At 72.2% G+C, this 21,986-nt stretch carries 19 protein-coding genes and 1 other RNA gene; 13 read left to right on the forward strand and 7 right to left on the reverse strand.

Annotated elements, in window-relative coordinates; translation table 11 throughout:
* Positions 1 to 21: 21 nt before the first annotated feature.
* From J2S63_RS18265 to J2S63_RS18275, 3 genes are read right to left on the reverse strand one after another with little or no spacing between them, the layout of a single operon-like run.
* Positions 22 to 1,101, reverse strand: a complete 1,080-nt coding sequence (locus J2S63_RS18265; protein ID WP_310305272.1) for a hypothetical protein — start codon at positions 1,099 to 1,101, stop codon at positions 22 to 24.
* Positions 1,102 to 1,108: 7 nt separating this feature from the next.
* Positions 1,109 to 2,287: a sensor histidine kinase gene (locus tag J2S63_RS18270; protein WP_310305276.1), complete on the reverse strand. Its 1,179-nt coding sequence runs from the start codon at positions 2,285 to 2,287 to the stop codon at positions 1,109 to 1,111.
* A 30-nt stretch (positions 2,288 to 2,317) separates the two neighbouring features.
* Positions 2,318 to 2,959: a LuxR C-terminal-related transcriptional regulator gene (locus tag J2S63_RS18275; RefSeq protein WP_310305278.1), complete on the reverse strand. Its 642-nt coding sequence runs from the start codon at positions 2,957 to 2,959 to the stop codon at positions 2,318 to 2,320.
* 120 nt (positions 2,960 to 3,079) lie between these two features.
* Between J2S63_RS18275 and prfB the strand changes: the two genes are divergently transcribed.
* The 10 genes from prfB to J2S63_RS18325 all read left to right on the forward strand — a co-directional run bounded on the left by prfB (position 3,080) and on the right by J2S63_RS18325 (position 11,740).
* On the forward strand, positions 3,080 to 4,201 hold the full coding sequence (prfB, locus tag J2S63_RS18280) for a peptide chain release factor 2 (RefSeq protein WP_310305279.1): 1,122 nt from the start codon (positions 3,080 to 3,082) through the stop codon (positions 4,199 to 4,201).
* 70 nt (positions 4,202 to 4,271) lie between these two features.
* Positions 4,272 to 4,961 carry a cell division ATP-binding protein FtsE gene (gene ftsE, locus J2S63_RS18285; RefSeq protein WP_310305283.1) on the forward strand — a complete coding sequence of 230 codons (690 nt, stop codon included), beginning with the start codon at positions 4,272 to 4,274 and terminating at the stop codon, positions 4,959 to 4,961.
* Positions 4,962 to 4,983: 22 nt separating this feature from the next.
* A complete protein-coding gene (gene ftsX, locus J2S63_RS18290; RefSeq protein WP_310305286.1) occupies positions 4,984 to 5,904 on the forward strand; it encodes a permease-like cell division protein FtsX in 921 nt (306 codons plus the stop codon).
* Between the two features lie 73 nt (positions 5,905 to 5,977).
* Positions 5,978 to 7,240 (forward strand): M23 family metallopeptidase, encoded by a 1,263-nt coding sequence (locus tag J2S63_RS18295; protein ID WP_310305288.1) that lies wholly within the window; start codon positions 5,978 to 5,980, stop codon positions 7,238 to 7,240.
* A gap of 50 nt (positions 7,241 to 7,290) precedes the next feature.
* Positions 7,291 to 7,767, forward strand: coding sequence for an SsrA-binding protein SmpB (gene smpB, locus J2S63_RS18300; RefSeq protein ID WP_310305290.1), 477 nt, complete (start codon positions 7,291 to 7,293; stop codon positions 7,765 to 7,767).
* A 66-nt stretch (positions 7,768 to 7,833) separates the two neighbouring features.
* Positions 7,834 to 8,202: a transfer-messenger RNA gene (gene ssrA, locus J2S63_RS18305) on the forward strand.
* A 90-nt stretch (positions 8,203 to 8,292) separates the two neighbouring features.
* Positions 8,293 to 8,472, forward strand: a complete 180-nt coding sequence (locus J2S63_RS18310) for a hypothetical protein (RefSeq protein ID WP_310305293.1) — start codon at positions 8,293 to 8,295, stop codon at positions 8,470 to 8,472.
* Positions 8,469 to 9,587: a carboxylate-amine ligase gene (locus tag J2S63_RS18315; protein WP_310305296.1), complete on the forward strand. Its 1,119-nt coding sequence runs from the start codon at positions 8,469 to 8,471 to the stop codon at positions 9,585 to 9,587. Before J2S63_RS18310 ends, J2S63_RS18315 begins: the two co-directional genes overlap by 4 nt.
* A gap of 145 nt (positions 9,588 to 9,732) precedes the next feature.
* The gene (locus J2S63_RS18320) at positions 9,733 to 10,482 is read left to right on the forward strand and encodes an alpha/beta fold hydrolase (protein ID WP_310305299.1); all 750 of its coding nucleotides are present in this window, start codon (positions 9,733 to 9,735) and stop codon (positions 10,480 to 10,482) included.
* Positions 10,483 to 10,492: 10 nt separating this feature from the next.
* Positions 10,493 to 11,740: a PP2C family protein-serine/threonine phosphatase gene (locus tag J2S63_RS18325; protein ID WP_310305301.1), complete on the forward strand. Its 1,248-nt coding sequence runs from the start codon at positions 10,493 to 10,495 to the stop codon at positions 11,738 to 11,740.
* On the opposite strand, the gene J2S63_RS18330 is transcribed toward J2S63_RS18325, so the two are convergent.
* Together J2S63_RS18330 and J2S63_RS18335 are read right to left on the reverse strand one after the other, a co-directional pair.
* The gene (locus tag J2S63_RS18330; protein ID WP_310305304.1) at positions 11,701 to 13,191 is read right to left on the reverse strand and encodes an amino acid permease; all 1,491 of its coding nucleotides are present in this window, start codon (positions 13,189 to 13,191) and stop codon (positions 11,701 to 11,703) included. The genes J2S63_RS18325 and J2S63_RS18330 overlap by 40 nt on opposite strands.
* Positions 13,192 to 13,311: 120 nt before the next feature.
* On the reverse strand, positions 13,312 to 15,384 hold the full coding sequence (locus tag J2S63_RS18335; protein WP_310305306.1) for a PAS domain-containing sensor histidine kinase: 2,073 nt from the start codon (positions 15,382 to 15,384) through the stop codon (positions 13,312 to 13,314).
* A 242-nt stretch (positions 15,385 to 15,626) separates the two neighbouring features.
* On the opposite strand from J2S63_RS18335, the gene J2S63_RS18340 reads away from it, so the two are divergent.
* Both J2S63_RS18340 and J2S63_RS18345 read left to right on the forward strand, forming a co-directional pair.
* Positions 15,627 to 17,750 carry an MMPL family transporter gene (locus J2S63_RS18340; RefSeq protein ID WP_310305308.1) on the forward strand — a complete coding sequence of 708 codons (2,124 nt, stop codon included), beginning with the start codon at positions 15,627 to 15,629 and terminating at the stop codon, positions 17,748 to 17,750.
* A gap of 1 nt (position 17,751) precedes the next feature.
* Positions 17,752 to 18,873: an amidohydrolase family protein gene (locus J2S63_RS18345; protein ID WP_310305313.1), complete on the forward strand. Its 1,122-nt coding sequence runs from the start codon at positions 17,752 to 17,754 to the stop codon at positions 18,871 to 18,873.
* On the opposite strand, the gene J2S63_RS18350 is transcribed toward J2S63_RS18345, so the two are convergent.
* The gene (locus tag J2S63_RS18350) at positions 18,861 to 19,745 is read right to left on the reverse strand and encodes an LLM class flavin-dependent oxidoreductase (RefSeq protein ID WP_310305315.1); all 885 of its coding nucleotides are present in this window, start codon (positions 19,743 to 19,745) and stop codon (positions 18,861 to 18,863) included. The genes J2S63_RS18345 and J2S63_RS18350 overlap by 13 nt on opposite strands.
* A 155-nt stretch (positions 19,746 to 19,900) precedes the next feature.
* On the opposite strand from J2S63_RS18350, the gene J2S63_RS18355 reads away from it, so the two are divergent.
* Complete coding sequence (locus J2S63_RS18355; protein ID WP_310305318.1) at positions 19,901 to 20,992, forward strand: hypothetical protein; 1,092 nt, start codon at positions 19,901 to 19,903, stop codon at positions 20,990 to 20,992.
* An 11-nt stretch (positions 20,993 to 21,003) separates the two neighbouring features.
* Here J2S63_RS18355 and J2S63_RS18360 read toward each other — a convergent pair whose 3' ends face one another.
* Positions 21,004 to 21,963: a hypothetical protein gene (locus J2S63_RS18360; protein WP_310305321.1), complete on the reverse strand. Its 960-nt coding sequence runs from the start codon at positions 21,961 to 21,963 to the stop codon at positions 21,004 to 21,006.
* Positions 21,964 to 21,986 lie beyond the last annotated feature (23 nt).

The raw sequence follows: 21,986 nt of genomic DNA on the forward strand, positions 1-21,986 counted from the left end.
ACGGACGCACCCCCACGCCGCTCAGTTCTGCCGGAGCTCGAGCAGCAGCTCGCCGTCGTACTCCTCCAGCACGGCCCGCAGGCCACCCTGCGACCGTTCGAGGAGCCTCCCCGAGGTCTCGACGACCCGGCGGATGCGGTCGGTCTCCCGTGCGGTCGGGGCGCGCACGAGGAGCATCGTGACGGGGGGGCCGCTGGTGGTCCGGCACGACAGCGTGGTGCCGAGCTCGGCCTCGGCGAGGAGGAGCTCGAGCAGCTCGCGGGTGTGGTCGAGCAGGGCGGGCTCGGCGGCGTCGGTGGCGGGTCCGGAGGACACCGTGACCCGCACCCCCCGGGCACGGGCGTCGGAGATCTGGTCACGCAGCGACCGGGTGAGCAGCGACCGCGCCTTGAGCGTGTCGCGCAGGTCCTCGGCGGCGAGCCGGGCCTCCGTGCGCAGCCTCGAGGTGCCGCCCTCCCGCTCCACGCGGCGCAGGAGGGGCTCGACCCGGGACCTCAGCTCCTCGCGGCGGGCGTCGTCGGCGCCCTGCACCGCGCGCCGCAGCCGCTCCTCGTCGGCGAAGGTGAAGCCTCGCCGCACGTAGGCCTCACGCAGGTCGGCGCTGCGCCGCAGCACGCTGCGGATGCCGAGGGAGCCGAGGAGCCAGGTCAGGGGTGGGACGCTGAGGAACAGGCCCTGCATCCAGCCGACCGTCGGCGTCAGACCCACCGCGACCGTGTTGCTCGCGACGACCACGACGGTCGTCGCGAGCGCGCACGACACGCATTCGCGCAGGACCAGGGTGGCGACGAGCACGCCGATCTCGCCCATCGGCCAGTTGGCGTAGCCCGCCAGGCCGGCCGGGGTGAGGAACGGGTGCACGCAGAGGGCCATCGCCGCCGCACCGACCACGAGGACCGAGCCGCGGCGCAGGTCGAGGGTCGCGGGCTGCGAGGAGATGAGGGGGGTCAGGGAGGCCCCTGCGAGCACGACGGCGAGCAGGATCGCCACGCCCAGCAACGGCGCGCTGCGGTGCTCGTCGGCGTAGAGCACGGCCTCGGTGAGGTGCAGCGAGATCCACAGGAGGGCAGCGAGCAGCGTGACCCGGCGTACGTCGGTCATGCGCCGGTCACCGCGCCCCGTCAGCGGGCCACTGCACCCGCACCGTGGTGCCCGAGCCCGGCCGGGAGCTCACCGTGGCGAGCCCCCCGACGGCGCCCACCCGTCCCTCGATCGACAGGGCGAGCCCGAAGGAGGTGGGTCCCACCCGTGCCCGGTCGAACCCGCGGCCCTGGTCGGAGACCTCCAGCGACACCCGGTCGGGGCCATGGACGAGCCGCACCGTGACCGGACCGTCACCGGGGGCGGCGGCGAGCCCCCGCCCCGACGAGGTGGGGTAGGCGTGGGCCGCGACGTTGCGCAGCGCCTCCGTGACGGCCATGAGCAGCGCCTCGGCGACGTCGGGTGGCAGGTCACGGGCGTCGGGGGCGGCGGAGCAGCGCGAGGAGGCGGTGGGGTACTCGGTCAGGACCGCCTCGAGCACGGCCCCGCGGAACGCCACGTGGTCGACGTCGCCCGTCGGGGGCCCCTGCTGCAGGCCGGCGATGGTGTCGCGGGCGAGCGCGCGCTCGTCGACCTCGGGTGGGGCGAGGGCGATGGTCTCCAGGGCGGCCAGGATCTCGTCGTGCACCAGCGCGTCCCACTGGGCGCTGCGCCTGCCGAGCTGCTCGCTGGCGCGCGCCAGCAGGAAGCGCTCGGCGGTGGCGGCGGCCTCCTGCTCGAGGGCGCGCTGCGAGAGCGCGATCGAGGACAGGACAGCGGCGCTCATCACGAGGACGGTGACCTCGAACAGCAGGTCGTTGGCGGCCCGTTGGGTCGACACCGGCCAGACCACCGACCGCAGGTGCAGGTCGGCGAGCATCAGCGCGGAGCCCACCACCAGGTTGGGCACCCAGCGGCGCGTCACCAGCACGCTCGCCGCGATGGCACTCGGGACATAGGCGTGCACCCAGGGCGGCGTGCCCTCGGCGTACGTCGTGCCAGTCACCAGGGGCAGGCCGAGGGTGGCGGCCAGCACCGTGCCGGAGTGGACCCGGGCGGCCAGGCGGGTGGTGCGCACGCCGCGGACGGCGGCGGCCGCGGCGAGCAGGACGCCGAGCGCGAGCAGGGCGCAGACGGGCACCTCGAACCACCAGGGGGTGGCGTCGCGCTGCATCACCAGCGCTGCGGACGCCGGCACGGCCACGATCACGACCCCCACCGTGAGGAGGATCGCGCCGATGCGCAGGGCGTCGAGCCCGCGCCTCACCGGACCGTGCCGGGGGAGGGGGGAGAGGGCTCACTCATCACTCGGTCTCCGGATGAAGCCGTCCTCGGTGGCCCGCTGGATGAGCTCGACGCGGGTGTTCACCGAGCGGCCGAGCTGGGTGTACTTCTTGCGGATCCGCTTGAGGTGCTCCTTGATCGTCGACTCGCTGACCTCGAGCCGTCGGGCGGCCTGCTTGGTGACCAGGCCCTGGTTGAGCGCGCCGAGCACCTCGATCTCGCGGTCGCTGAGGTGGGGGCGCAGCGCGGTCGACTGGTGGAGGACCTCGGCCAGCTCCTGGGACAGGAACGTGCTGCCCTCGGCGACGGTGTGGATGGCCTCGATCAGCTGTTCCTCGGTCTGGTGCTTGAGGACGATGCCCAGCGCGCCGGCCATGACGGCGTCCGACATCTGCGGGATGTCACCGCCTGCGGTGAAGACGAGCACCTGGATGCCGCGCTCGAGCAGCGCGGTGACGTTGTCGCGGGGGCGGGAGCCGTCGCGCAGGCGCAGGTCGAGCAGCGCGACGTCGGCGTCGGGGAGCGGGGTGCCGTCGAGGACGGAGTCGACGACCCCGACGAACTCGAGGTCCCCCTCGGCGTCGAGGACGCTGTGGCGGATCCCCTTGACGACGATCGGGTGGTCGTCGATGGCGACGACTCGGATCGATGACATCTTCCTGCCCCCCGCTCGGACCTGCTCCCATCCAAGCGTTGCCAGGCCCCGAGGTCGACATGCGGAGCCCCGCGTCCCCCTAAGGGGTTAAGGGCGACCGTGCCGGTAGGCTCGTCCATCATGGCCGGACCCGACTTCGACGCGCGCATCAAAGAGCTGCAGGCGACCCTGCACACCATCGAGCAGGTGCTCGACCTCGACGCGATGCGGACGGAGATCGCCGCACTGGGCGAGGAGGTCGCGGCTCCCGACCTGTGGGACGACCAGACCAACGCCCAGCGGGTCACCGGGCGGCTCTCGGCGCTCCAGGGCGAGCTCGACCGCTTCACCAGGCTCCGGGCCCGCCTCGAGGACCTCGAGGTCCTCGTCCAGCTCGGCCAGGAGGAGGGCGACGCCGACTCGATGGCCGAGGCCGAGGTCGAGCTGGGCCGGGTGAGCAAGGCGGTCGAGGGCCTCGAGGTCCGCACCCTGCTCTCCGGGGAGTACGACGTCCGCGAGGCCCTGGTGACCATCCGCTCGGGAGCAGGTGGTGTCGACGCCGCCGACTTCGCCGAGATGCTGATGCGCATGTACACCCGCTGGGCCGAGCGCAACAAGTACCCCGTCGAGGTCTTCGACACCTCCTACGCCGAGGAGGCCGGCATCAAGTCGGCCACGTTCGCGATCCACGCGCCCTACGCCTACGGCACGCTGTCGGTCGAGGCCGGCACCCATCGCCTCGTGCGGATCAGCCCCTTCGACAACCAGGGTCGCCGCCAGACCAGCTTCGCCGCGGTCGAGGTCGTGCCGGTGCTCGAGCAGACCGACGAGATCGACATCCCCGACGAGGACATCCGCGTCGACGTCTACCGCTCCAGCGGCCCGGGCGGTCAGAGCGTCAACACCACCGACTCGGCGGTCCGGCTCACCCACATCCCGACGGGCACCGTGGTCTCCTGCCAGAACGAGAAGTCCCAGCTGCAGAACAAGGCCTCGGCGATGGTGATCCTCAAGGCCAAGCTGCTGGCGATGAAGAAGGCCGAGGAGGCCGCGCACCTCAAGGACCTCAAGGGCGACGTGGCCGCGAGCTGGGGCGACCAGATGCGTTCCTACGTGCTCAACCCCTACCAGATGGTCAAGGACCTGCGGACCAGCCACGAGTCCGGCAACCCGCAGGCGGTCCTCGACGGCGAGATCGACGACTTCATCGAGGCCGGCATCCGCTGGCGCCGCGGCGCCGACCACGCCGCCGTCGCGGGCTGACCCGGCTGATCCTGATCTCTCGGCGTGGTCCCGGCCCGGCCCGGAGGGCGCGACCTACGCTGGAGCCACTGTGATCACGTTCGACAGCGTCACCAAGACCTACCCCGGCCAGCGCCGTGCCGCGCTGGACAACGTCTCCGTCCACGTCGACAAGGACGAGTTCGTGTTCCTCGTCGGGGCGTCGGGGTCGGGCAAGTCGACGTTCCTGCGCCTGGTGCTGCGCGAGACCCGTCCGACCAGCGGGCACGTCCTGATCGACGGCCGAGAGATCAACAAGCTGCCGGGCTTCCGGGTGCCGGCCCTGCGCCGCCAGATCGGCACGGTGTTCCAGGACTTCCGGCTGCTGTCCAACAAGACCGTCTACGACAACGTCGCGTTCGCGCTGCAGGTGATCGGCAAGCCGCGCTCGCACGTGCGGCAGACGGTGCCCGAGGTGCTCGAGATGGTGGGGCTGGAGGGCAAGGGCGACCGGCTGCCCGACGAGCTGTCGGGTGGTGAGCAGCAGCGCGTGGCCATCGCCCGCGCCTTCGTCAACAAGCCGATGATCCTCATCGCCGACGAGCCGACGGGCAACCTCGACCCGACCACGTCGGTGGGCATCATGAAGCTGCTCGACCGGATCAACCGCACCGGCACGACGGTCGTGATGGCCACCCACGACGTCGGCATCGTCGACCAGATGCGCAAGCGGGTGATCGAGCTGTCGGGCGGCCGCGTCGTCCGCGACGAGGCGCGCGGCGTCTACGGCTACCAGCACTGAGCGCGGACCGGGAGATCCACTGATGCAGCTGACCTACGTCTTCTCCGAGCTCGGCAACGGGCTGCGGCGCAACGTCTCCATGACGGTGGCGGTGGTCGTGACGCTCTTCGTCTCGCTCACCCTCGTCGGCCTCGGCCTGCTGCTCAACGCGCAGGCCGACAAGGCGGAGAAGTTCTGGGGCGACCGGCTCCAGATCACGGTGTTCCTGTGCACCGACAACTCGCCCCGCGCGGCGTGCATCGACGGCAAGACCACCAGGGCCCAGAAGGCCGCGGTGGTCAAGGTGCTGCGCGCCTCCGACGAGGTGAAGTCGTTCCGCTTCGAGAACAGCCGCACGGCCTACGCCAAGTGGCGCGAGCTGCAGACGGGCAACGACGACAGCCAGCAGCAGGTCCTGGACTCCATCCGGCCCAAGGACCTTCCGGAGTCCTACTGGGTCACCCTCAAGGACCCCCGCAAGTTCCGTGAGCTGCGCGCGCAGGTGGGGTCGATGGACGGCGTGGGCACCGTGCGCGACCTGCGCGAGATCCTCCAACCGATCTACTTCTGGATCACCGCGTTCAAGTGGGGCGCGATCGGCATCGCGGCGGTGCTGCTCTTCGCCGCCATCCTGCAGGTCGGCAACACGATCCGGCTCGCGGCGTACGCCCGCCGCAAGGAGATCGGGATCATGCGCCTGGTGGGCGCCTCCAGCCTCTACATCCAGCTGCCGTTCCTGCTGGAGTCGCTGGTCGCGGCCGTCCTCGGGGTGGCGCTCGCCGGCGGCGCGGTCTTCGGCTTCCTCTATCTGGTCGTCTACCGCGTGCTGCGACCCAACTCCTCCATCGTGGCCTGGGTGGACTACTCCGACGGCGTGGTGGCCCTGGTCGCCATGACCCTGGTCGGGCTGCTGCTGACCTTGGTCCCCACTTTGCTGCTGACGCGCCGCTACCTGAGGGTTTGACGCCGATCTGGTCGATTTGCCCCGTAGCATGGGCCGTCGCACAGCGACTCCCGACCGTCGACCCGAGGAACCCGTGCTCCACCACTTCCCCGTCAGGCCCAGCGCGTCCCTGCGCGCCCTCGCGGCGCTGGCTGCGGGCGCCGTGGTGGTCGCCGTCCCGGCGCACGCCGCCGAGCGGGGCGACAAGCTGAAGGACAAGAAGCACAAGGTCGAGAAGAAGATCGACAAGGCCGACCACGAGGCCGAGGAGTCCAGCGCCGCGCTCAAGGCGGCCACGGCCGCCCTCGCCAGCGCCCAGAGCGACCTGGTCGACGCCCGCGCCCACCTCAGCCAGACGCGGGGGGAGCTCGCCGCGGCCGAGGCGCTCGACCGGCTCATGCAGCAGCGACTGGACGCCGCCGAGGCGCGCCTGGCCAAGGCCCAGCAGGACCTCGCCGCCGGCGAGGCCGAGATGGCCACGCAGGAGGACGACCTGCGGGCGATGGTGGCCTCCTCCTACGAGCAGGGCGACCCCGGACTGATGGGCCTGTCGATGGTCTTCACCAGTGGCGACCCCGCCGACATCGCCGGCTCGATGAGCGCCTCGAGCAGCGTGGTCAACAAGGAGTCGGCGATCCTCGACAGCCTCGAGGCGACCAAGGTGCTGCTCGACGTCCACCGCCAGGAGATGGCGGCCGCCAAGGAGGAGGTCGCCCAGCGTCGCCAGGAGGCCGCGGCCAACCTCGCCACCAAGCAGTCGCTGGAGCTCCAGGCCGAGGCCGCGGAGTCCCAGGTCTCACAGATGGTCGACCTGCGCGCCCAGGCCCGCAACGCCGCGCTCGAGGCCAAGAAGGCCGACCTGGTGGTCCTCAAGCACCTCATCGTCGAGCGCGACCGGATCGCCGACCTGATCGCGGCGCAGGCCTCCAAGGGCGCCGGTTACACCGGCCCGGTCACCGGCAACGGCTTCCTCGACCGTCCGGTGGACGGCCCGGTCACCTCGCCGTTCGGCTGGCGGATCCACCCGATCTACGGCTACCGCTCCCTGCACGACGGCACCGACTTCGGTGTGTCCTGCGGGACGCCGATCCGCGCCGCAGCCCGAGGCAAGGTGCTCACGGAGTACTACCAGACGGCCTACGGCAACCGGATCGTCATCGACCACGGCGTCCACTTCGGGGTCGGGGTCGCGACGATCTCCAACCACCTCTCGGGCTACGCCGTCGCCACCGGTGAGCGGGTCAAGCGCGGTCAGGTGATCGGCTACGTCGGCAACACCGGCTGGTCGACCGGCTGCCACCTGCATTTCACGGTGCTGGAGAACGGCAAGGCCGTCGACCCGATGAAGTGGTTCTGACTGCCTGACGGTGGTCGAGTCCGTCGAGACCACGCCGATAGGCTTGCCCCATGGCCAAGGAGACCGGACGCAAACTCATCGCGTCCAACAAGAAGGCCCGCCACGACTACCACATCGAGGACACCTACGAGGCCGGCATCGTCCTCCAGGGCACCGAGGTGAAGTCGCTGCGGGCCGGCCGCGCGTCCCTGGTCGACGGCTTCGCCGACATCGAGAACGGCGAGATCTACCTGCACGCGGTGCACATCCCGACGTACGCCGAGGGCACCTGGACCAACCACCCGCCGCGGCGGCGGCGCAAGCTGCTGCTGCACCGCGAGGAGATCGACAAGATCGAGGGCAAGGTGCGCGAGAAGGGCTACACGCTCGTCCCGCTCCAGCTCTACTTCGTCGACGGCCGCGCCAAGGTCGAGCTCGGTCTCGCCAAGGGCAAGAAGACCTGGGACAAGCGGCACGCGATCGCCGAGCGCACCGCCAAGCGGGAGACCGAGATCGCGATCGGACGCCGCGCCAAGGGCATGGGCTGACCCTGCGCCAGGGAATGCGCTGGGTCTTGGGGGAGTTGACCCGTAGGATGGATACACAACTCAAGAGGGGCTGATCGGTTTCGACTTGGGACGTACGTCCCAGGGGAAGCGGGTCGAGGATCCAGGCTCATCTCGTGAACGCTGCCTGGAAAACTACAACTGCCAACGCTAAGCGCAGTTCGCTCACCCTCGCTGCCTGACAGCGAGCGTGACGGGTCAGGCTGAGGTCGCCTCCGACTCAGATCCTGGCCTCATCTAGGAGGCTTGCTGCGTCGCTCTCGTCGGAAGGGTGCCGTGGGACTCAAATCCGAATGAGTCCGTCGGCGACGTGTCTGTGCGAGCGCCGGGACTGAGAAGACGTTTCCACAGACTGCACCCGGAGAAGACCTGGCACTGCGCTCGAGGACGCGGGTTCGATTCCCGCCAGCTCCACCGATCCCTCTGGCCTCAGCCGCTCCGACGACACGTCGGGGCGGCTGTCGCTTTCTCCCCTCGCCGCCACCGTGCGCGGGTGAGAATCGGCCCATGACCCTCCTCATCGTCGTGGGCATCGCCCTCGTCGTCCTGATGGTCGCGCTGCTCCTGGTGCTGAGCCGGCGCGGCTCGGGACCTGAGCCGGGCACGCGTCGCGCGCCGGCCTCCTCCGTCGCCGACGACCCGGCCTTCGGGCTCCGCGACAAGGGACCCGGCGGCGGGAGCGTGTGACCACACTCCGCCGTCTCGGGGTCGAGGAGGAGCTCCTCCTGGGCGACGTGGCGACCGGCGAGGTGCTCCCGGTGGCGCGGGAGGTGCTCGCGGAGTGCGGCCGGCTCGGCGCCGGTGAGGGCGCCGGTGAGGGGGCTGCCCTCAAGCACGAGTTCTTCCTCGCCCAGGTGGAGGTGGCAACGGCGCCGCAGGTCGAGGTCGCGGCGGTCCGACGCGAGCTGGCCGACGGCCGGGCGCGCGTCGCCGGGGCCGGAGCGACGATGGGGGTGGCGCCCCTGGCCGTCCCAGGTCCTGTGCTCGCCACGGCTGCGAGCGGCCGGGAGGTCTCGCCGGGCGACCGCTACGCAGCCGTCGAGGATCACTACGGGGAGACGGCGCGCGCGTCCTTGATGTGTGCGATGCACGTGCACGTCGAGGTGGCCGGCCCGGAGGAGGGCGTGGCGGTGATCGACCGGGTGCGTCCGTGGGTTCCCGTCCTGCTCGCGCTGAGCACCAACTCGCCCTTCTGGCACGGGTCCGACACGGGACATGCCAGCTGGCGGTCGAGGGTGTGGAACACGTGGCCGACGGGCGGACCCGCTGAGCTCTTCGGCGACGCGGCCGGCTACCGCGCCCGCGTCGACTCCATGGTCGCCGGCGGCGCCGCGCTCGACGAGGGGCTGGTCAACCTCGACGTACGACTCTCGCACCGCTACCCGACGGTCGAGCTCCGCGTCGCGGACGTGTGCACCGACCTCGACGACGCGATGGTCGTCGCGGCACTGACGCGCGCCCTGGTGGGCCACTTCGCCGCACGGGCGGACGAGCCCCCCGCCGCCTGGCGGGTGGACGAGCTGCGGGGTGCGGCGTGGCGAGCGGCCCGGTTCGGGCTGGACGACCGGCTGGTCTCACCGGTGTCGCACGAGCTCGTCGCGGCTGCGGAGGCCGTGCACCAGCTCACGGACCTCGTCGCGGCGTCCCTCGAGGCGGCCGGCGACGCCGACCTGGTACGGCGTGGTCTGGAGGCCCTCCTGACCCGGGGCACGGGCGCCGCCCGCCAGCGGGAGGTGGTTGCCGCCGGAGGCTCGCTGACCGACGTCGTCGCCGACGTACGCCGCCGGACCGTGCGGTCCTGACCGGACGTCCCGCTTCGGCGTGGGATGACCGGGCCGAGGGGCGACTAGGGTGGGCAGACAGCTCTCCACCAGACAGGAAATCGACGTCATGGACGTACGGGCGCGTCACAACGTCAACGAGATCGGTCCGCAAGACGCGCGACCGATGCTGTTCGCCCACGGGTTCGGCTGCGACCAGAGCATGTGGCGGCACGTCGCCCCCGCCTTCGCGGACGGCCACCGGGTGATCACCTTCGACCACGCCGGCGCCGGCGGCGCCGACCCGTCCCTCTGGGACCCGCAGCGCTACGCCGCGCTCGACGGCTACGCCGACGACGTGGTGCGGATCGTCACCGAGCTGGACCTGCACGACGTGGTCTACGTCGGCCACTCCGTCTCCGCCATGATCGGCGCCCTGGCCCAGGTGCGCGCGCCCGAGAGGTTCTCCCGGCTGGTGATGGTCGGGCCGTCGCCGCGCTACCTCGACGACGACGGCTACCACGGGGGCTTCAGCCAGGCCGACATCGACGAGCTGCTGGAGTCGCTGGCCGGCAACTACCTGGGCTGGTCGTCCGCGATGGCGCCGGTGATCGTCGGCAACGCCGACCGCCCGCAGCTCGGCCAGGAGCTCACCGAGGCGTTCTGCCGGATGGATCCCTCCGTCGCCGCGGTCTTCGCGCGCACCACGTTCCTCTCCGACACGCGTGACGTGCTGCCGCAGGTCAGCGCCCCCACGCTGGTCCTGCAGTGCTCCGAGGACGTCATCGCGCCCAGTGAGGTCGGCCAGTACGTCGCGCAGCACCTCCCGCACGCGGAGCTGGTCACCCTGCGGGCCACGGGCCACTGCCCCAACCTCAGTGACCCGGAGGAGACGGTGGAGGCGATCCGGTCCTACCTCGGGCGTGAGGTGGCGTGAGGCGCCCCCCGTGCCGCTGACCCGCGCCGACGAGGCCTTCGCCAGGGCGCTGCTCGAGGACGATCCGGTCGCCCTCTACGAGCGGGCGCCCTGCGGCTATCTCTCGACCACCGCCGACGGGGTGCTGACCAAGGCCAACGCCACCTTCCTGGCGTGGACTGGCTACGAGGTGGACGACGTCGTCGGGCAGCCCTTCACGGCGCTGCTCACCAAGGGCGGCAAGATCTTCCACGAGACCCACTACGCGCCGATGCTGCGACTCCAGGGCTTCGTCCGGGAGCTCGCCGTGGACCTGGTGCGCAAGGACGGCAGCCGACTCCCGGTGCTGCTCAACGCGAGCCTGGACAGGGGCGACGACGGTGAACCGCGGGTGGTGCGCCTGGCCGTCTTCGACGCGACCGAGCGCAGGCGCTACGAGCGGGAGCTGCTGCGGGCTACGCAGGAGGCCGAGGCGGCGCGGGCCCGGGCCGAGGCGGCCGAGCGGCGCAGCCGGGTGCTGGTCGACACGCTCCAGCAGACGCTGGTGCCCGGCACCCTGCCCGTCGTCGAGGGCCTGGAGCTGCACGGTGGCTACCGGCCGGCAGGCGACGGCGCCGAGGTCGGCGGGGACTTCTACGACGTGTTCCCGACCTCGCCCGACGAGTGCTGGCTGATCCTCGGCGACGTGTCGGGCAAGGGCGTGGAGGCCGCGGTGGTGACCAGCCTGGTGCGTCACGCCACCCGCGTGCTGGTCGCCACGCTGTCGGACCCGGTCGAGGTGCTCGCCCAGCTCGACGTCCAGCTCCAGCGCCACGACACCGACCGCTACTGCACCGCGGTGCTGGTCCGGATGCGTCGGCTCGAGGGCACGTGGGAGGTGCTGTGCGCCTCCGGCGGGCACCCGCCGGCCCTGCTCCGGTCAGGTGCGCAGGAGGCCTCGGCCGTCCATCCCGGCGGGCAGGTCCTCGGTCTGGTGCCTCACGCGGAGTTCGCCTCGACGCGCCTCACCCTGGGAGCGGGCGAGACCCTGCTGCTCTACACCGACGGCATCACCGAGGGCCGCAACCCGGGCGGGTTCTTCGGCGAGCGGCGCCTCCTCGAGACCGTCAGCCGGGCACCTTCCGGGGCCCGGCCCCTGGTCGAGACGGTGCTCGCCGCGGCGCTGGAGTTCCAGGGCGACCACACCAGCGACGACATCGCGTGCCTCGCCGTGACGGTCACCGCCGGAGAACCGACGGCTCAGGTGCTCGACGAGGAGCGTTCGGCCTCCCGCGCGTAGTTGGGGTCGGTGGCCAGGCGGCTGTGCTTGGCGCTGTAGAGGAAGTAGACCGCGAAGCCAACCGCCATCCAGACCAGGAAGCGGATCCACGTGGCCGTGGGCAGGTTGAGCATCAGGTAGAGCGAGGCCAGCGCGGCCAGGACCGGCATCACCGGCACACCGGGGCAGCGGAATGCGCGCTCGAGGTCGGGCCGCGTGCGTCGCAGGACGATCACCCCGATCGCTACCAGCACGAAGGCGAACAGCGTGCCGATGTTGACCAGCTCGGCGAGCTCGGTCAGCGGCACGAAGGTCGCGATGAGCGCGACCGCGGCGCCGGTGAACATGCTCGTGCGGACCGGGGTGCCGAACCGCGGGCTGACCCGTGCGAAGACCGGGGGGAGCAGGCGGTCGCGGCTCATCGCGAAGAACACCCGGCTCTGCCCGAGCAGCAGGATCATCATGACCGTGGTGAGGCCGAGCAGCGCTCCCACCGAGATCACCGTCGCGAAGCCCGGGTGCCCGACGGACCTGAACGCCTCGGCCAGGGGCGCGTCGACCTTGATCTGGTCGTACTTCACCATGCCGGTCACGACCAGCGAGACCGCGATGTAGAGCGTCGTGCAGATCGCGAGGGAGGAGAAGATGCCGATCGGCATGTCGCGCTGCGGCTTCTTGGTCTCCTCGGCGGCCGTGGCGACGATGTCGAAGCCGATGTAGGCGAAGAAGACCAGCGCCGCGCCGGTGAAGATGCCGCTGATGCCGAAGGCGCCGGGGGAGAACCCGAGGTCCTGCAGGAGCGAGGGGACCGCCGTCCCGCCGCTGGCGCCCTTGGAGCCGGCGGGCGGGATGAAGGGCGACCAGTTCTGGGTGTTGACGAAGAAGAGGCCGGCGATGATCACCAGCAGGACGATCGCGACCTTGATCGCGACGAAGACGAAGTTCACCTGCGAGGAGACCTTGATGCCGAAGCAGATCACCGCGGTCAGGATCAGGACGATCGCCGCGGCCACGAGGTTGTGCCCCTCGCCGTAGGCGAACTCGGGGATGGTGATCCCGGCTTGCTTCATCACGTCGGCGAAGTACGTCGACCAGCCGACCGCGACGGTGCTCGCGCCGAGCGCGAGCTCGAGGATGAGGTCCCAGCCGATGATCCAGGCGACGAGCTCGCCGAGGCTGGCGTAGGAGAAGGTGTAGGCCGACCCGGCGACCGGGACGGTGCTGGCGAACTCGGCGTAGCAGAGCGCCGCCAGGGCGCAGGCGAGCCCGGAGAACACGAACGAGATCGCGATCGCGGGGCCGGCCTTCTCGCCGGCGGCCTCACCGGTGAGCACGAAGATGCCGGTGCCGATGACGACACCGACACCGAACACGGTCAGCTGGAGGGGGCCGAGCTCCTTGCGGAGCTGGTGCTCCGACTCCTCGGTGTCGGCGATCGACTGCTCGATCGACTTGGTCCTGGTCAGGTTCATCGCGGATACCTCGCGTCTCCGAGCGGCGGGTGTGCCGCCCTGCCCATACCCCGTCGGGTGGCTGCGGAACCTCGTTCGGTCCGCCTTTGATGTCATCGTGACAACGGTCGATCGGCGTTGTCAGTCGGCCCGGTGCTCGACGGGGAGCGTCATGCGCACCCGGGTGCCGCCCTCGGGCCTCCGTCCGACCTCCAGCGTGGCGCCGGCGACCTGCGCCAGGTCGCGCATGCCGGCCAGGCCCACGTGGCCGGGCCGGTCGCGGTCGGCGCCCGGGGGGATGCCGCGACCGTCGTCGTCGACGGTGACGACGGCGGTGTGGTCCTGCACGGCGAGGTCGACCACGACGGTGGTCGCGGAGGCGTGCTTGCGGGCGTTGACCAGGGCCTCCTTGACCACCCGGTTGACCAGCACCCGCTCGCCCTCGGGGAGCGGGAGGTCGTCCTCGCCGGCCACGCGGAAGGAGACGTCGGTGCCGTGGAACACGAACCCGGCGGCCTCGGTGAGCGCGTCCGACAGGCTGACCCCCTCGGGCAGGGACTCCAGGTCGAAGAGGAGGTTGCGCAGCCGCTCGGTCGCCCCGGCGACGATCTCCTGCAGCGCCGTCACGTCGTCGGTGGCGTCGGGTGCCTCCGTGGCCAGCCGGCGCCGGAGGAGCCCCAGGCGGAGGTCGACGGCGGCGAGCGCCTGGACCGGGTCGTCGTGGACGTCGTGGGCGATCCGCTGGCGCTCGTCCTCCTGGGCCTGCACCAGCCGTTGCAGGAGCCGGCTGCGCTGCTCGACGAGGTCGCGCAGCGCGGCCTCGGCCCTGATCCGCTCGCTGATGTCGCGCTGGATGGTGCCGGCCACCTGACGACCCTGGGTGTCGCGACTGCCGACGAGGAACGTCGAGATCTCGACGGGGACGGTGGGACCGTCGTCCACCGGGACGAGGTCGGCCCGGCCCGACCAGCTGCCCTCGCTCAGCAGCGCGCGCCAGCGTCGGGGGAACTCATCGGCGGTCGCGCCGGGCGCCAGCCGTCCGATCTCGAGAGCGGTGACGTCGGCGTCGCCGGGGACCCCGATCATGCGACGTCCGCTGGGGTTGACGTAGATCGGGCGGCCGCGCTCGTCGGCCATCCCGATGAAGTCGCCCGAGGCGTCGACCAGCGCCTTGAACAGGCCCAGGTCGAAGCCGGCCTCGCCCACCGCGCGACCGGCCTCCTCCTGGACCGAGCGCACGGTCCGCACGCCCCGCGTCACCGCGAGCGCCCCGCCGGCGACGTAGCACAGCAGCGCCGGGACGACCGGGGTCGTCACGACCTCGGAGAAGGCGAGGATCACGAGCAGGGAGCCGATGAGGACCGCCGGCACGACGACGCCGGAGGCCAGGTCGGCGGCCGGCAGCTCGCCGGGCGCTCGGGGAGCGGGCTCGAGCGGACGCAGGGACGTCGTCATCGCGACGGCGATGACGGCGGTCGCCACGAGGGACAGCGAGCTCAGCGCGGTGCCAGGCCTCCACAGCCCCTCGGCGAGGAGCACGAAGTAGGTCACGTCCACCACGACGATCGCGAGCACACCGCCGAGCAGCACGAGGTCGGACCTGGTCATGCGCAGCCGCGCCGTCGCCACGGCAGCGGCCGCGAGCACGAGCAGCCCGATGTCGAGAACGGGGTAGACGACGTTCATCACGATCGCGCGGTGCGGGACGCCCGGCCCGGTCAACGTGCCCAGAGGGCCGGAGAGCGCACTGAGGGCGACCCCGAGCGCCACCAGCGCGGCCGAGACACCGTCGAGGGCCACCAGCACCGACAGGCGGGGGGACAGCTCGCGCAGCCGGAGGGCCAGCCCCGCGAACAGCAGCACGCTGGAGAGAACCCACGCTGCGTCGGACCAGTCGGGGTAGTTCGGCTCGCGACCGACGGACAACCCGACCAGGGACACGTCGAAGCCGACGGCGCGCAGGACCAGCGAGGCCACCACGCACCACCACGCGGCAGTGGTCGTGCCCCGCTGGCGGGCCCCCACGACGGCGAGCACCGCGACGAGGGAGTACGCCGACCCCTGGAGCAGGCCGTCGAAGCGCGAGTCGAAGCCCGGCCGGGGGCGGACGCCCGGGAGCGTCCACACGACGTACGCCGCGACGAGCAGCACGGCGACCGCCAGCAGGGCGCGGGTCCACGCGGGCGTGGAGGGCCGGACCACGGGTGTGCTCATCTCCGCCCCTCCTCGAAGCGACCACGAGGTGTTCCTGGTCCAGCACCCTAACCCCGGACTGGACCACCGGGACCGTCCCCGCGGCGCGGTCGACCGGAAATGTCGTTGGCGTCGGGCAGGCTGTTCGCGGGAGGATCGCCGGACCTTCGACCGATGAGTTCCGGGGGCGGACGCGGTCCACTTCTCGGGGGAACACCATGCGGGACCCGTGCTGGGCACCGCCTGAGCGAGAGAAGCACGTCATGCACGCAACGTTCGCCGGCCGGCTGACCGGGCGCTCCACCAAGTGGATGGTGCTGGTCTTCTGGCTCGTCGCGCTCGGTGTGGGGGGCACGTTCGGCTCCAAGCTGATGGACGTCCAGAACAACGAGGCGTCCTCCTGGCTGCCGGCGAGCGCCGAGTCGACCCGCGCCCTGGAGCGGCTGACCCCCTTCTACGACCCCGACACGATCCCGACGGTCGTGGCCTACGAGAAGAAGTCGGGCCTGACGCCCGCCGACATCGCCGCCGCCAAGGAGCAGGCCACCGAGTTCGCCGGGCTCGAGGGCGTGGAGGGCAAGGTCGTGGGGCCGATCCCGTCCCAGGACGGCAAGGCGATGCAGACCCTGGTCAACTTCAACTTCGGCGCCAACGGCTGGATGGAGATGCCCGACACCGCCGACCGCCTGCGCGACATCGCGTCGGTGGACGGCGGCACCACCTTCATCACCGGCTCCGGCGGACAGGCGGCCGACGCCTCGGAGGTCTTCGGCGGGATCGACGGGGCGCTGCTGTTCTCCGCCCTCGGCATCGTGATCCTGATCCTGCTGGTCACCTACCGCAGCCCCGTCCTGTGGTTCCTGCCGATCTCCTGCTCGGTGGTCGCCCTGATGGCCGCGGAGGGCCTCATCTACGCCCTGGCGAAGTACGCCGACCTCACGGTCAACGGGCAGAGCCAGTCGATCCTCTCGATCCTGGTCATCGGCGCCGGCACCGACTACGCGCTGCTGCTCGTGGCGCGCTACCGCGAGGAGCTGCGGCGTCACGACGACCGGCACGAGGCGATGGCCTTCGCCCTGCACCGCGCGGCGCCGGCGATCCTGGCGAGCGCCTCGACCGTCGTGGCCGGCATGCTGTGCCTGCTCTTCGCCGAGATGAACTCCACCGCGGGCCTCGGCCCGGTGACCGCGATCGGCGTCGCGGTGACCTACCTCGTGATGGTCACGCTCCTGCCCGCCCTGCTGGTGATCTGCGGGCGCTGGGTGTTCTGGCCCAAGCGACCGACCTTCGGCTCGGACGAGCCGACCCAGGCCGGCTTCTGGCGCCGCTCGGCGGACCGCATCTCGCGGGCGCCTCGCAAGGTGTGGGCGGTGACGACCGCAGTGCTGCTGCTGGCGTGCCTCGGCACCCTGCAGCTCGACACCTCCGGCATCCCGACGGCCGAGCAGTACACCACCGACATCGAGTCGGTGGACGGCCAGCAGATGCTGGCCGACCACGGCCTGGCCGACGCGTCCAACACCCTCCAGGTGGTGGCCAACGCCGACGAGGCCGACCAGGTCAGCGACGCCCTGGCCGGCATCGCCGGCGTCGGCAAGGCGGGCGACCCGGTCGTCAAGGACGGCACGGCGTTCTTCGAGGCGCCGCTGCAGGGCGACGTGGCGTCACCGACGACCTTCACCTCGATCGAGGAGGCGCGCGACGCGGTCCACGCCGTGCCCGGGGCCGACGGCCTGGTCGGTGGCTGGTCGGCGATCTACCTCGACACCAAGATCGCCTCCACCCACGACAACAAGGTGATCATCCCGCTGATCCTGTTGGTGGTGCTGCTCATCCTCGTGGCGCTGCTGCGTGCGCTCACCGCCCCGCTGATCCTGCTGGCGACGGTCGTCCTCTCGTTCGGTGCGGCCCTGGGGCTCTCGACGCTGCTGTTCGTGCACGTCCTCGGCTTCGAGCACACCGACCCGAGCTTCCCGCTGTTCGCGTTCGTGTTCCTGGTGGCGCTGGGCATCGACTACAACATCTTCCTGATGACCCGCGTCCGCGAGGAGACGCAGGTGCGCGGCACGCGCGCGGGCTCGATCGTCGCGCTCGGGTCCACGGGCGGGGTGATCACCTCGGCGGGCCTGGTCCTGGCGGCGACCTTCGCGGTCCTCGGCACGATCCCGCTGGTGTTCCTCGCCGAGCTCGGACTGACCGTCGCGCTGGGCATCCTGCTCGACACGATGATCGTCCGGTCGGTGCTGGTGACCGCGATCAACCTCGACCTCGGCCAGCGCATCTGGTGGCCGAGCCGCCTCGCCTCGCGCGACGAGTCGGAGCTCGGCTCGCCGCCCGAGCAGCCCGACCCCGCCGCCCGGAGCTGGGAGCCCGCTAACGTCGGCTGACATGGCCGACCTGACCGACACGACGCCCGCGCAGACCGCGCACCCCGACTGGCTCGACCGGCTCCCCGAGCAGGTGGTGGACCCGCACCTCCACCAGTGGGACCCGCTGACCACCACCCGCGAGGTGTCCCGGGAGGCGCGGCTGTTCCGCCCGTTCCAGCGCGTGCCGCGCCGGCTCAACCGGCTGCTGCCGCGGGCCGACCGGGAGTTCGTGGGCGACGCCCACCACGTCCTCAAGCCCTACCTGCCCCACCTCTACGCCGAGGACGCCGGTGTCCTGCCGGTGGGCACGGTGGTGCACATCGAGGCGGTGTGGCCGCACGAGCCCCACCTGGAGAGCGTGGGGGAGACCCGCTGGCTCGCGACGCTGCCCTTCGGGAGCTCGGGCCTTCCCCGTCTCGGCGGGATCGTGGTGCACGTCGACCCGCGCTGGTCCGACGCGGGTGCGGTGCTCGACGCCCACGCCGAGGCGAGCGACAAGGTGCGCGGGGTCAGGTTCAGCGCGGCCCACCACCCCGACCCGGCGGTGCGCGACTTCAGCGACACCCCCGCGGTCTGGTCCGAGCCGGGGTTCCTCGACGGGTTCGCCGCGCTCGCCGAGCGCGGGCTGTCCTTCGAGCTGTGGGGCTACGCCCACCAGCTGCCCGAGGCGCTGGGGCTGGTGGAGCGCTACCCCGAGACGACGTTCGTGCTCGACCACTTCGCCACGCCGGTGGGGGTGCTGGGGCCACGGGGGCGGCACACCGGTCGCTACCCCCACCAGGTGCGCGACATGCTCGCCTCGTGGCGCGAGGACGTCTCGGCGCTGGCCGCCCACCCCAACGTGGTGGCCAAGATGAGCGGCCTCGGCATGCCGGTGCTGGGGGGTGACCTGCGGGCGGCGGCGGTCGACCTCGCTGACCTGCCGCGCGAGCGGCGGCTGGTCGACGCGGTGGCCCCGCTCGTGCAGCACGTGCACGCGTCCTTCGGCCGCGAGCGCACCATGTGGGCCTCGAACTTCCCGATGGACAAGCCCACCCTCACCCTGCCCGCCACGCTCGGGATCCTCGTGGAGGTGCTGGGCGACGAGGCCGACCTGACCGCGCTGACGCGCGACGTGGCGTCGCGGGTCTACCGCCTCTGACCGACCACCTCGGCGAGGGCGTCGAGGCAGGCCGGGTCCGCCGTGGCGGGGACGAGCACGACCTCGTCGCACCCGGCGGCCTCGGCCTCGGCGAGGGTCCGGCGCAGGCGGTCGGCGTCGGCCACCTCCACCTCCGCCGCGAGGGCAGCGGCCAGCTCCGGTCCGAGGAAGCCGAGGTAGCGCTCGGCGAACGCCTGCAGCCGTGGCAGCGCGTCGTCCACGCCGAGGCAGCAGAAGAAGCCGCTCACCTTGGTCGGCGCCGGTCGTCCGGCGGCCGCCCACGCCTCGTCCGCCAGCCGGTTGACCGACTCGAAGTCGCGGCGGTGGCCCGCGACCGAGAAGCCGCTCACCCCGTCGGCCCACCGGGCGGCCCGAGCCACCGCCCTGGGGCCGAGCGCGCCGGCCAGGATCGGCACGCCGCCCTCCTGCACCGGGAGCGGCCCGACCGGCTCGCCCCCGTCGTACGCCGGGCCGCCGTCGAGCAGGCGCCGCAGCTCGGCGACGGCCTCGTCGAGCCGCTGGTGGCGACGCTCCAGCGGGCTGCCGAGGGCCCGGTAGTCCTCCTCGCGCCCCCCGACCCCGACCGCCACCGTGAGGCGGCCCGCGGAGAGCTGGTCGAGCGTGCCGACCTGCTGGGCCACCATCGCCGGCGGGTGCTGGGGCAGGACCCAGACGTTGGCCATCACGCGGACCCGCTCGGTCACGGCCGCCGCGGCCGCCAGCGAGGCGACCATCTCGGGATTCGTGAAGGTGACCCGCTCGCCCGCGGAGACCGAGGAGAAGGGGCCGGCGTCGATCCCACGGGCCCACCGCACGGTCGTGTCCGGCGCGTAGTCCGGGGCCATCTGGGGGAGCGCGACGCCGATCTGCATGGGGGCCAACCTAGCCAGGCCGGCGCCCGCTCCGGGCGGGCGTCCGGGGTTGGTCGGAGCCGTCCGGAAGTGTCCGGGAAGTTCGGATCGTGGCGTGCTGCGCCCTCCGCCCACCTGAGAATCCGGTCGACCCGTCACCCGTCCCAGGAGGTCCCGTGACCCGCCTTCCCGTCCGTCGCTCCGCGCTCCCGATCGCGCTCGGCCTCGCCCTCACCGGCGCCGTCCAGACGGTCCCGGTCTCGCGCGCCGGCGCCGCGCCCGCACCGCTGACCGTCACCCGGGTGGAGCCGGTCAACGAGAGCGGGGGGCTGAGCGGCTGGCTGCCGATCGCGTGCGCGGTGCGGGTCGACCTCACCGACGGCACGCTCGCCGCGGACCCGGCGCGCTACCGCCTGCGCGTCACGCACGAGGACGGCACGACCCAGGACCTCGACCGGGCCTCCTCGCCGAGCGGGGGCACCGACGACCCGGTCATCCAGCAGTCCTGCGAGGACTTCGTCGAGGGCGAGCCGGTGACGGTCTCGGTGCGCGAGGAGGACGCGAGCGGCACGGTCGTGGAGATCTCCGACCCCGTGCGCTTCGTCCTCCACGTCACCGGCCACCCGTCCGGCGTCAGCGACACCTCGGTGATGCGAGCGGGCCGGTGGACCAACTTCGTGGACCGGCGGGCCCGGATCGAGTTCGACGGCACCTGGGAGGACGGGACGGTCTTCGACACCCGGGTCTGGACCTCGCGCACGCAGGAGTTCACCGCCGACGACTGGACCGCCGACGTCAACGGGTCGGGAGCGGTCCTCGAGGCCAGGGACCGCACCACCCCCGTGCTGACCTGGACGCCACGGCAGCGCGACTACGGCCGCTGGGTGTGGATCTCCGTGATCGGGCAGAAGCCGGGCAAGGCCGCCTGGAGGTTCACCTTCCAGCCCGAGTACGTCGCCGCCGGCACGATGCCGACCGCCTTCTTCGACGGGTACGGCGCCCGCGTGGGCGTCGCGCGCGTGGGCCGCACGGTCGCGATGACCCGCCCGTCGACGTACCTCACCAGGCGTGGGGTGGCGGCCGGTGTGCAGGCGTCCTACCGCTGGATGGCCGACGGCCGGGCGATCTCGGGGACCGTTGCGTCCCACCGTCGCTACGTCGTGCCCGCCCGCCTGGTCGGGAAGCGGCTGACGGTCCGCACGACCTTCCGCGCCCGCGGCTACCGCGCGATCAACCGGGACGCGGGCTTCGGCCGCGTGCGTCGCTGAGCCCGGGCCCGTCAGCCGGGTGGGGCGAGCAGGTCGAGCCCGCGGCGACGGGCCCAGGGGAAGCAGGACAGGGCGACCAGGGCGAGGAAGCCGCTGATCGTCTTGTCGGCGAGCGAGGCGAGCAGGTTGCCGGCAGCGAGGGAGATCGCGAAGCCCTGGCCGGCCGCCTCGAGGTTGGCCACGAGCGTGTCCTCGCCGTGACCGGTGGAGCCCGAGTAGAGGACGCCCAGGATCGGCAGGGTCAACAGGGTGCACGTCACCGCGACGAGCAGGTTGAGCGAGAGGAACCGCGGCAGCGTGCGGCCCATCCCGCGCCGGACCCCGTAGCCCCACACGAGGGCACCCGCGGCGTTGACCACCCCGAAGGGGAGGGACGCGGAGCCGCTGGACAGCACGCCCAGCGCGTTGCTGGCGACCCCGACGCCCGCCCCGGTCCAGGGCCCGAAGCCGACCGCCACGAACGCCGTGCCGACCATGTCGAGGTAGATCGGGAGGTGGAGGCCGTCCACCAGGAAGCGTCCGAGCACGTTGGCGACCACCGCGGCGACCACCAGGGCGACCGCGACCCCTCGCGAGGGGCCCGGGACGTCCACCAGGGTGGCGGGCGCCTCCTCCGGGTCGGCCGCCTCGGGTGCCTCGGTCGGAGGGGGAGCGGAGCGCTCCTCCTCCACCGCCCCGGCCTCGAGCCAGCCCTCGACGGCGCCCTCGGGTGCGCGCATCACGGTGGCCAGGTCGCGGACCAGGTCGAGGTTGACCCGGCTGCGCCCGACCCGGAACGCGTCGTACACCGTGGTGCGGGCGACGCGCGCGGAGTGTTCGTCCAGCCCCCGGGCCAGTCGCAGCTCGGTGACCGAGCGGGCCAGCTCGGCGTAGGAGGGCTCGCCCGCCGACCGGCGAAGGCGCTGCAGCTCCTGCACGACGTGGTCCCAGCGGATGCTCCGAGGAGAGGGGCGCTCCACGGTCGTGCTCACCAGCTTCCCGAGTCCGTTCCCGG

The organism is Nocardioides marmoribigeumensis (assembly GCF_031458325.1).
GTDB lineage: Bacteria > Actinomycetota > Actinomycetes > Propionibacteriales > Nocardioidaceae > Marmoricola_A > Marmoricola_A marmoribigeumensis.